The sequence below is a fragment of the Microcystis sp. LE19-10.1B genome (assembly GCF_027530565.1).
Lineage (GTDB): Bacteria > Cyanobacteriota > Cyanobacteriia > Cyanobacteriales > Microcystaceae > Microcystis > Microcystis aeruginosa.
In genome coordinates this window covers 1-10017 of the sequence record NZ_JAPZQM010000474.1, presented here as the reverse complement: position 1 = coordinate 10017, position 10017 = coordinate 1, and the positions used below count along the sequence as shown (strand labels likewise).

Annotated in this window: 15 protein-coding genes; 8 read left to right on the top strand and 7 right to left on the bottom strand. The window is 42.4% G+C overall.

Annotated features, from left to right (window positions below):
- Positions 1-232: 232 nt before the first annotated feature.
- The 3 genes from O9332_RS17195 to O9332_RS17185 are packed head-to-tail and all read left to right on the top strand — an operon-like array spanning position 233 to position 1731.
- Complete coding sequence (locus O9332_RS17195; protein ID WP_002760025.1) at positions 233-724, top strand: DUF29 domain-containing protein; 492 nt, start codon at positions 233-235, stop codon at positions 722-724.
- A 10-nt stretch (positions 725-734) separates the two neighbouring features.
- Entirely contained in the window at positions 735-1226 is a 492-nt protein-coding gene (locus O9332_RS17190; RefSeq protein ID WP_079210114.1) for a DUF29 domain-containing protein, read from the top strand.
- A gap of 10 nt (positions 1227-1236) precedes the next feature.
- On the top strand, positions 1237-1731 hold the full coding sequence (locus O9332_RS17185) for a DUF29 domain-containing protein (protein ID WP_288026587.1): 495 nt from the start codon (positions 1237-1239) through the stop codon (positions 1729-1731).
- 9 nt (positions 1732-1740) lie between these two features.
- On the opposite strand, the gene O9332_RS17180 is transcribed toward O9332_RS17185, so the two are convergent.
- The 6 genes from O9332_RS17180 to O9332_RS17155 form a co-directional block, all read right to left on the bottom strand.
- Positions 1741-2121: a DUF7682 family zinc-binding protein gene (locus O9332_RS17180; protein ID WP_002735921.1), complete on the bottom strand. Its 381-nt coding sequence runs from the start codon at positions 2119-2121 to the stop codon at positions 1741-1743.
- A gap of 341 nt (positions 2122-2462) precedes the next feature.
- Positions 2463-3515, bottom strand: a complete 1053-nt coding sequence (locus O9332_RS17175) for a phosphotransferase enzyme family protein (protein WP_288026585.1) — start codon at positions 3513-3515, stop codon at positions 2463-2465.
- A 46-nt stretch (positions 3516-3561) separates the two neighbouring features.
- Complete coding sequence (locus tag O9332_RS17170; RefSeq protein ID WP_192846056.1) at positions 3562-3705, bottom strand: hypothetical protein; 144 nt, start codon at positions 3703-3705, stop codon at positions 3562-3564.
- Between the two features lie 133 nt (positions 3706-3838).
- Positions 3839-4882 carry a S66 peptidase family protein gene (locus O9332_RS17165; protein ID WP_288026582.1) on the bottom strand — a complete coding sequence of 348 codons (1044 nt, stop codon included), beginning with the start codon at positions 4880-4882 and terminating at the stop codon, positions 3839-3841.
- A gap of 54 nt (positions 4883-4936) precedes the next feature.
- Positions 4937-5227 (bottom strand): hemolysin XhlA family protein, encoded by a 291-nt coding sequence (locus tag O9332_RS17160; protein WP_002760030.1) that lies wholly within the window; start codon positions 5225-5227, stop codon positions 4937-4939.
- A 42-nt stretch (positions 5228-5269) separates the two neighbouring features.
- Positions 5270-5737 carry a CBS domain-containing protein gene (locus O9332_RS17155; RefSeq protein ID WP_002765452.1) on the bottom strand — a complete coding sequence of 156 codons (468 nt, stop codon included), beginning with the start codon at positions 5735-5737 and terminating at the stop codon, positions 5270-5272.
- Positions 5738-5898: 161 nt separating this feature from the next.
- On the opposite strand from O9332_RS17155, the gene O9332_RS17150 reads away from it, so the two are divergent.
- Together O9332_RS17150 and nadC are read left to right on the top strand one after the other, a co-directional pair.
- The gene (locus tag O9332_RS17150) at positions 5899-6465 is read left to right on the top strand and encodes a Uma2 family endonuclease (RefSeq protein WP_002760032.1); all 567 of its coding nucleotides are present in this window, start codon (positions 5899-5901) and stop codon (positions 6463-6465) included.
- A 71-nt stretch (positions 6466-6536) separates the two neighbouring features.
- The gene (nadC, locus tag O9332_RS17145) at positions 6537-7385 is read left to right on the top strand and encodes a carboxylating nicotinate-nucleotide diphosphorylase (RefSeq protein ID WP_002760033.1); all 849 of its coding nucleotides are present in this window, start codon (positions 6537-6539) and stop codon (positions 7383-7385) included.
- A gap of 492 nt (positions 7386-7877) precedes the next feature.
- On the opposite strand, the gene O9332_RS17140 is transcribed toward nadC, so the two are convergent.
- Positions 7878-8672 (bottom strand): SAM hydrolase/SAM-dependent halogenase family protein, encoded by a 795-nt coding sequence (locus tag O9332_RS17140; RefSeq protein WP_002760034.1) that lies wholly within the window; start codon positions 8670-8672, stop codon positions 7878-7880.
- A gap of 134 nt (positions 8673-8806) precedes the next feature.
- Between O9332_RS17140 and pirA the strand changes: the two genes are divergently transcribed.
- The 3 genes from pirA to O9332_RS17125 all read left to right on the top strand — a co-directional run bounded on the left by pirA (position 8807) and on the right by O9332_RS17125 (position 9735).
- The gene (pirA, locus tag O9332_RS17135) at positions 8807-8968 is read left to right on the top strand and encodes an arginine synthesis PII-interacting regulator PirA (RefSeq protein ID WP_002733724.1); all 162 of its coding nucleotides are present in this window, start codon (positions 8807-8809) and stop codon (positions 8966-8968) included.
- A gap of 154 nt (positions 8969-9122) precedes the next feature.
- Positions 9123-9287 (top strand): DUF8624 family small hydrophobic protein, encoded by a 165-nt coding sequence (locus O9332_RS17130; protein WP_002760035.1) that lies wholly within the window; start codon positions 9123-9125, stop codon positions 9285-9287.
- A complete protein-coding gene (locus O9332_RS17125; RefSeq protein WP_288026578.1) occupies positions 9280-9735 on the top strand; it encodes a GNAT family N-acetyltransferase in 456 nt (151 codons plus the stop codon). The genes O9332_RS17130 and O9332_RS17125 overlap by 8 nt, the downstream gene beginning before the upstream one ends.
- Positions 9736-10017 lie beyond the last annotated feature (282 nt).

The window sequence follows — 10017 nt, the reverse complement described above, 5'->3', positions numbered from 1 at the left end:
GGTTAACAATTTGTAATATTCCTTGTTGACACCCTTACTGACAAAGAAAAAACTGAAATCAAGTCAGGATAAGGGTTGGAGTGCTTACTGCAAAAATTGTTAAGAAAGATCCCTATAAGGGATAGCTTATTAAGGGGGGATTAAGGGGGGATCGGCACCCCCCTTATCAAGGGGGGCAGGGGGGATCGAAGCTAAAATCCATTTTTAATTTAATTATAACCAGCTACTTAAAATGATGAATATTACCATTTCAAATCTCTACGATAGCGATTATCAACTTTGGTTAGAGTCCACTATCAACCAATTGCGTCAAGGGGATTTTCAAGCAGTAGATTGGCCGAATTTATTAGAGGAGTTGGCAGATTTGGGAAAAAGTGAACGACGAGCATTAGAAAGTTTATTAACTCGACTTTTAGAACATTTACTGAAGTTAACTTACTGGCAATCCCAACGGGATTATAATCAAGCTGGATGGAAAAAAGAAATTCGCAATTTTCGTATTCAGATCAAAAAAATTCTCAAAGATAGTCCCAGTTTAAAGTCCTATTTAAGGGAAATTTTGCCGGAATGTTATCTCGATGCTCGCAATCTGCTTATTGACGAAACCGAATTAGATGCCAGTATTTTCCCTCTGGAAGTGTTAGCTAATCTAGAGGAGATTCTCGCTGAAAATTGGCTGCCGGATTGGGAAGCTATCAGCAGTAATTCTGAAAAGTGCAATTAAGGAGTAAAAAATGATGAATATTACCATCCCAAATCTCTACGATAGCGATTATCAACTTTGGTTAGAGTCCACTATCAACCAATTGCGTCAAGGGGATTTTCAAGCAGTAGATTGGCAGAATTTATTAGAGGAGTTAGCAGATTTGGGTAAAAATAATCGACGAGCATTAGAAAGTTTATTAACTCGACTTTTAGAACATTTACTGAAGTTAACTTACTGGCAATCCCAACGAGATTATAATCAAGCAGCATGGAAAGGGGAAATTAGAACCTTTCGGAAACAAATCAAGAAAATACTGAGAGATAGTCCCAGTCTCAAACCCTATTTATCCGAGATACTTGAGGAATGTTACAGCGATGCCCGGGAGATAATTATTGATATAACCGAATTAGATGCCAGTATTTTCCCCGTGGAAGTGTTAGCTAGTCTAGAGGAGATTCTCGCTGAAAATTGGCTGCCGGATTGGGAAGCTATCGGCAATGATTCTGAAAAGTGCAATTAAGGAGTAAAAAATGATGAATATTACCATCCCAAATCTCTACGATAGCGATTATCAACTTTGGTTAGAGTCCACTATCAACCAATTGCGTCAAGGGGATTTTCAAGCAGTAGATTGGCCGAATTTATTAGAGGAGTTAGCAGATTTGGCTAAAAGTGAACGACGAGCATTAGAAAGTTTATTAACTCGACTTTTAGAACATTTACTGAAGTTAACTTACTGGCAATCGCCACGAGATTACAATCCAGCAGCATGGAAAAAAGAAATCAGAAATTTTCGCCTACAAATTGCCGATCTTTTAGAAGATAGTCCCAGCTTAAAGTCCTATTTAAGGGAAATTTTAGCAAAATGTTATCTCGATGCTCGCAATCTGATGATTGACGAAACCAGATTAGATGCCAGTATTTTCCCCGTGGAAGTATTAGCTAGTCTGGAGGAGATTCTCGCTGAAAATTGGCTGCCGGATTGGAAAGATATAAACAGCGATAAATCTTCCCAAGCGAACTAAAGATTAGCTTCACCTACCCGGTTTACAAACATTATAATCTTCGTGAGAGATAACCGCTTCTGGGACGAGGAGATTGCCGTGGTCGCGACAGATGAGGCGATAATTGCGGGTAACGGGGATACTGATAATAAAGCGATCGTGTCGCAATCGTTTACCGTGGAAATCTCGATAATTGCGGTGATCTTGCAATCCTTGCAGGATTTCCCTAGCTTTAAGTACCACATTTTTCGGTAATTCCCGCAGATCGATCGGATCTTGGGAAAAAGTGGCTTCCCAGGCATTTTTTTGACGTTTTCTTTCTTCCCAAGCGGCATCTAGTTGAGCGCAATGATGGCAGACTTGGCCATAACCCTTGTGACCACAGGGAAACTTCTTCTTTCTTCTGGACATAATACCATCTGTCTGTAAGGCTGTGAGAGAGTATTCAAAAGCGGTAAAGCTTGCTTCACTTTTGGCAGATGGAGAAGAAAGTCTTTACCTAGTGATTATCTATACTTACCAGCATACAGGGATCGATCCCTCGTTTGGCCATTGACCAGCAAGAAAGTTGATCTTGGTTAGTTGGGGCCGGCTTTTTGGATAAGACTTTTAGGCTTTTTGGCTATCAAAAAGTGCCGGTCATTGGAGTGATCAGGGGGAAAATTCAGGTAATTTTTCCCTGAAAATGGGTAAAACCCCACACCCCACAACCTACCCCCAGGAAATTTGCTCACCAGCAGGATCAAGGCTGCTTAGAATAATTCCCATTCTTGGGTTCTTAAACGTTTGAGAATGGCCAAACGGCTGCTAAAATAATTGGCGCACAGACGACTATAATCGGTTAAACGCAGGTTATTTAAGCTAATTGACCAAGACCAAATATAGGCCGCTTGGGTGAGATACTGAAGACAAGATAATTCACCATCGGTTAAAGGCACTGTTTCATCGTAGCCTTGGATGAAACCATGGCGAACCTGGCGATTTAAGCCGGATTGTAGGGAAACTTGCAGAAATTTAGCGATATCAAAAACTCGCCAACCATAACCGCACTGATCGAAATCAAATAGGGTCATCTGATTATCAGGGGTGATATGCACATTACCACTATGAGGATCGCCCCAACAAATGCTCCAATAGGGAGATTCTGTCGGTAATTTAGCGGTTTCTTCCTCTATTTCCCCAATGGTTTCTAAAACACAGTCTAGGTCGCTCGGTCGTTGGTGCAGAAAAGGTGCGATAATTTGCAGGGAATCGTCGAGAAGATATTTGAGGTTGAGGGGATGACGATAGGCTAGGGTTTGAAAATCTGCTGTCACCCGATGTAAATTAGCCACGATCGCCCCTAAATGATAGGCTTGTTCTATATCTATGTCCCCAATAGCAATTCCTCCAGGAGCATAGGGAAAAAGGACGGCGTAACGTTTCCCTTCCGGAGCCTTAATTTCTACGGATAAATCACCGTTTTTGGTGCGAATTGGCGCAGCGACGGGAACCTGAGAGCGATCGAGATAATCTAATAATTCTAACTCGAAGTCTATTTCCATTTTGCTGCGCCAATGGCAGTGAGACACGCGCAAGATGTAGGGAGTTGTCAGGGTTTCGAGGAGATACACATCACTTAAACCCCGATGCCAAAATTGACAATTTTTCGGTACATCAATCTCGTAACGAGAAAAAACTAAATCTGCTAGGGCAGCAGGAGCAAGAGTGGAGTAGAGTGTGGGAAAAGTCCATTCTCCAGTCCGAAAATTGGCAGCGGGAGAACTAGAAGGCAGTAAATTGAGCGAAGCCTGAAAAGTCGTCACGGTTCCCTCCCGATGCAAGTATGGACAACGCTCGCATCATCCTATTTCATAGCCCACATATATTACAAATTGGTTCGAGCGCTCCGTATATTTCGCTACATTCCTCTGACTTGAAAGAGGGTGTAGGGTCTGGGGTGTGGGGTGTAGGGAAAGAAACCTCTTTCATCTGTGGGGGTGAAAATTTTTTCATCGGGACTGACTCCTTACCCCACAGTTAACTTTACTTTTGTCCAACTACTTATCAGTACCCCAAAAATTAATATAGGAGCTGCTGAAAAAGTCTTTGAGTGGCAACGCTGGAAGAGTTTTTGATGCTTTAACATCTACCTACTAACCGCCGATTCTAACATAGTAATTGTTCCCCGATTAGCATCAAATTCTACTGCAATACCAATAGCTAGAGTCTCGATAATCTCCAAATGTCCGATCATCAAACCTAAACAAGCGGGAATTTTTAAGGGTTGGATGTATTCTCGGATCACTTCTTCTAAAGTCAGGGAACCATAGTCACTATCGGCGCTACAATTGCTACATTGACCGAAGATAAACCCAGCTAAATTATCGAGAATTCCCGCTAATTTTAATTGATTTAACAGGCGATCTATTTCATAAATATCTTCACCAATATCTTCTAAAAATAGGATAGCACTGGTAAAATCTGGTAGATAGGGAGAACCTGCGATCGAGGCTAAAGTGGTTAAATTACCACCGATTAATTTACCTTTTGCTTGACCTTTAGTAATAGTTTGAATCCGATTTTTTACCCGCATTAAACGATTGGCATCATCGGGATCGGGAATATTTCTAAAAGTCAACTTTTCCCCAGAAAATAAAACCTGTCGAAAGCTTTCAGTTTGAGCGGTGCGCCAACTAGAAAAGCCATTGGGAGCATGGAAAGTAACTAAACCAGTTTTGGCATAAATAGCTAATAATAAAGAAGTTATATCACTAAAACCACAGATAATTTTCGGATGACGGCCAATTAAATCGTAATCGAGATAAGGTAATAAACGAGCGCTTCCCCAACCGCCGCGAATTGGTAAAATTAAGGCAATATTATCATCGGCAAAAAATTGATTTATATCCGCGGCTCGCTCGCTATCTTTACCGGCTAGATAACCATAACGATCTAAAGCGTGTTGACCAACTTTTGGGACTAATTTTAAAGCTTTAACTGCTTCAATAACTATATTCAAATCATCTTCTTTAAAAGTTGCCCCCGCCGGACTAATAATACCCACTCCGTCCCCCGGTTGTAGATGTGGCGGTTTAATTAGAGGAAAATTATTACTAACAACTTTTCTAGGAATTAGGGAAAAACTAACAGCAGTTAGAGCGGAATTAATGAAAAATTGACGGCGCTTCATTCTGATAGTTTTTAGAGAAATTGCCAGGGAAATAAGAATTTAAGTAGGTAGGCGTTAAAAATTATCAGATGCCCCCCTTATTAAGGGGGGATTAAGGGGGGATCGAGGGAAAAAAAAAGTTTTCACAATTGCCCCAGCTAAGAGGACAATTAATGCCCAAACCTGATATTTTTGGTTTCCTTCTAATGAGTTTAGTCGATTTTCTATTCCCTCAACTTTTCCCGTTAACACCGCTTGTCCTACCTTTAAATCCGTCACATCTTTTTGTAACGAATCGATTTTACCCTCCATCCGCGTCAAGATAGTTTCTAGGGAATAAGTAACCGTTTCCTGAGATTGATTCATTTGTTCAAGACCTTTTAGTTAATTTTTGCCCTAGAAAAGCAATTATGCTTCCGATTTTGCCATATCGCGAATGATATCGCCGCGGGTGATAATACCAATTACTTTGTGGGTTTCTTCCTCAATCACCGGTAAACGACGCACATGACGATCATACATTAACGAGGCCGCTTCTTTCAAAGGGCGATCGGCTGTGATACTAATAGGTTTATCGGTCATTACTTCCCCCACGGTTTGACCGAGAGCTTTATGGAGTAATTTCTCGTGACGGCTAGGATTTTGTAGATAGATGACACTATCGAGGAGCATAATGTAAGGAGGAGCTTCTACTCCCGTTTCCTGCCACATAAGGTCAGTTTCGGAGATAACCCCAATCAGTCGTATATTGTCATCCACCACGGGTAAACCACTAAACCGCTTTTCGGCCAAAATCTTCACTGCTTCAGACAGAGAAGTGTTAGCGGTGACGGTGATGGGATTGGGAGTCATGATATCGGCAACTGTTTTCGTCATCTTAGCGACCTGCGACAATAATGCTTTCTCTCTCCATCTTATCATTAGGGTAATCAGTCACCGCTTAATTATAACTATTCTTAAATCTTCGGGCGAGAAAATGTTCTAACATAAAAAGGAAATGGGATATTAATTTAGTTAGTTGACAAGGAAAAAGAAAAATGATCGCTCAACCTCAATACCCAGAAAGAATGACCCCGGAAGAGTATCTAGAATGGGAAGCTACCCAGGAATGTCGCCATGAATACATTGATGGGGAAATTATCGCCATGACTGGGGGTAGTCTGCCCCATAATGATATTACCTTGAATTTTTACAGAACTTTATATTCTCATCTCCGTCCGCGAGGCTGTCGAGTGAATGTATCTGATGCGAAAGTACAGGCTAATAATAGTCGTTATTTTTATCCCGATTTGGTGATTAGTTGCGATTTTAGGGATAGAGAATCTCGTAATTTTATTCAACATCCACAAGTGATTATTGAAGTGCTTTCCCCTAGCACAGGAAACTATGATCGCACCAAAAAGTTACAATATTATCGTCAGATTGCCAGTTTACAAGAATACGTTTTAGTCGATGCCGAATCGATCAGTGTTGAGGTTTATCGCCGCGGTGAAGATAAAATTTGGTTTTACTGCGCTTATAGTCAAGGGGAAGAAATTATTCTATCTAGTCTCGATTTTCACTGTGCGATCGAGTTAATCTATGAAGGGATAAGTTTCAATTAAAGAAAGTTTACAAACAGGTCAAACATTCCTAAACTTAAAATAAATACGTCCCGATTTTTTCGATAAATTCTATGTTACCGCCCCTATTAGTTCTTGATCCCTTGTTAGAAAACTGGTTACGAGAAGATCTCGGTAGAGGCGATCGCACCACCCAAGCAATTTTCTTCGGTCATGCTAAAATTGGTCAAGCTAGTTGGATTGCCAAGGAAGCGGGAGTTATTGCTGGTTTACCCGTAGCTGAACGAGTTTTTCAACTGCTTAACCCCACTATTCACTTTACCCCCACCGTTGCCGAGGGGGAATTCTGCCCCAAGTCTAAAGTTATTGCCGAGATAGAAGGTTCCTTCGATGCGTTGTTAATCGGGGAAAGAGTCGCTTTAAATCTTGCCATGCGCTTGAGTGGAATCGCTAGTGCCACTCGTCAGTATGTGGAGAAAATTGCCGATTTATCGACAAGATTGGTGGATACTCGCAAAACTACCCCGGGATTGCGAATTTTAGAAAAATATGCCTCTGGTATCGGTGGCGCTATTAACCATCGTTTGGGGTTAGATGATGCAATTATGATTAAAGATAATCATATTCAAGCAGCGGGCAGCATTGAGGAAGCAGTGCGTCGTGTACGGCAAAATATGCCCTATCCTCTCACAATTGAGGTAGAAACCAGCCAATTAGAAGAAGTGAATCAGGCCCTGCAGCAGCAGGTAGAGATCATTATGTTAGATAATATGGATTTAGAGATGATGCAAACTGCTGTGGAGATGATCCGCAATTTTAATAGTAAAACCAAAATAGAAGCATCGGGAAATATTACCCTCGATCGCATTCGCAACGTTGCCGAAACAGGAGTAGATTATATTTCCACTAGCGCCCCGATTACCCGTTCTACTTGGTTAGATATTAGTATGAGAATTGATTAAAAGGCCATATCAGTAAACAGTTATCAGTTATCAGTTATCAGTGGGAATTAGGAATTATGAATTATGAATTGGGGAGAATAAATAGGGTCTGCTGAAAAAGTTTTTCCTGGGGGTAGGAGTCAGGAGTCAGGAGTCAGTAGCCAGTCGTTTCAGGCTTTGTTGCCCTTGTTTTGTGTACCAAGCGATGTACTACAAGAAGGATAATGCAAGGTTTTTGAAAGTCCCAATCCTATTTTCTTGCACTAACCAGGTCAAAAGCCTTATTTTAAAAGGGTTTTACCATTATTCAGCAAGCCCTAAATAAAAATAATCTCCCGTCTCCCGTCTCCCGACGACCGGCTACTGACTCCTATCTCCTGACTCGGAGAATACTGACTGCTAACTCCACCAACAGACTTTTTCAGCAAACCCTATCTATTGTAAGCTAAACGGCTTTTACTTCGGATCACCGATATAGACTCCAAAAGGGTTATAGCTATTGGATCATGCAGGTTAAGCGCCGTTTAGCTTAACCTCGATCGCATCGCCAATATTTAGGTGTAATTGCTTTTGGGCGCTACCACTATTGACGGCAATTTCTAACCCCCCGTGACTACCGATAAAAGCGACTATTTCCCCCCAAGGAACATCACTGTAGGTGTTTTTTGCGGGGATAATTTTTGGACCCAACCGCACCGACCAATTTTTTCCCTCTAGGAGATAATCGGGAATATTGCTGATTAAATTGCCGAAAATGTCAATATATTGAATTTGACCCCTGATTTTATCTTCCTCGATTTGCGGAACAGCGATCGCTAATTGTTGCAAGCTATCGGGATCAATAATCTCACCTAACATTTCTAGGGGTACTCCCCGGGCCAAATAAGCGGCCACAGCAGCAAAAATATCACGACCGTGAAAAGTAGTGCTAGGGTTAGGGGTGCGCCAATAGGAAGAATTATCGAGATTAACGGCAGATATAGCGGGAGATTGGCTTAAAATGCCACTAAATAAACCATTATCTGGACCAACTAAATAACCACCGGCAAAACGAATCCCTACCCCGCGTCTTTTGCTTCCTACCCCCGGATCTATAACTGCCAGATGAATAGTGCCTTGGGGAAAGTATTGATAGGCATTCAGGAGAATAAAACGACCAGCGTAAAGGTCTTGGGGCGAAATTTGATGATTCAGATCGATCGTGCGAGCATGGGGGGCAATTCCCGCGATTACTCCCTTGATAATGCCCACATAACCGTCCTGTAGTCCAAAATCGCTAGTAAGGGTTATCAGTGCCTGTTCCGTCATTGACTTGTCACTATGGTTGCCAACAGCTTTAATAAATCTTAACGCCAAATTCAGTAGCTAAAGATACAGTTTCCCAAGGAGAATGTTATGATTTAGATATAAGGTAAGTTAAGTCGCTCAAAAGTCTGTCCACCATGAACAAAAATCGTCAGCAAGTCCTAACACAGGCCACCGTGGCCCATAGGGAAACACTCCGCAGAAATTTACAACACCGACTGGAAGTAGCTAGAGCGCAGGGAAATGAGGCTCTAGTGCGTCAATTGGAAGCAGAGGCGGCCTATTTGCACCTTCGTTAGATTTAATCGGTGTTTAGCCATAGTCTAGTTGTCGGTTTCTAGTGATCGGTATGCCGATCACTTTTTTTTGGGCGAATTTTTTTAAAAAAATTGCCGATATCTCCACTGGCAATCCTTAAAATAGAAGGAACAGCAGTTTAGAGATCAAATAATTATGGCTTTTTTCCGGCAATATATCGCCCCGCTCCTGACTATCTTCGTGTTTTTAGTTGCTCTGGTTGCCACTGGCATCCGGATTTTTTTACCGGCAGATTTAGCGGCACCCGCTCCGATCGAGCCATCCCTGGGCATAATTTTCTCTTATCCTTGGCATGGCTAACCTTCCCGAAGATTATCAGCTGCGACTGGGAAAACCGAGCGATCGCTATCTACTAATTAATTTTCTCACCCGCAGCTATCAAGAATTTTTTCCCGAACAAAAAAACCTCTCCCATCTAGCTGATACAGTCAGACAGTTTTTTTGCCTCGATACTCCCCTGTGGATCGTCGAAGGACAACAAACGGCGATCGCTTGTCTCTGGATGGGGAGCGCCGTCGATCAGGTGACAGGCGATCGCTATGGTCATATTTTCCTAATTTACGTCGATCCCCAGCATCGTCGCCAAGGTATCGCCAGCGCACTAATCGATCGAGCTAAGGATTGGGCAAAAAGTCGCGGACAAACCCGCCTCGGTTTACAAGTCTTCATCAATAACGACAATGCTCTCAATCTCTACCAAAATCTCGGCTTTCAAACTCGCTCTTTGCTGATGTTGAAAAATATTTAGAAAAGGAGTCAGGAGACAGTATTCAGGAGATTATTTTTATTTATTCTCCCCACACCCCACACCCCACACCCCACACCCCACACCCCACACCCCACACCCTACACCCCACACCCCCCACCCTACACCCTACACCCCACACCCCACACCCTACACCCCACACCCCACACCCCACACCCCACACCCTACACCCCACAACCTCTTTCAAGTCAGGTAGTCACCTTTTCACCCCCTTGGCCCGCGCGTTTTTAATCGGTACTTTTGGTTCGGTGGCGATGATGTGAA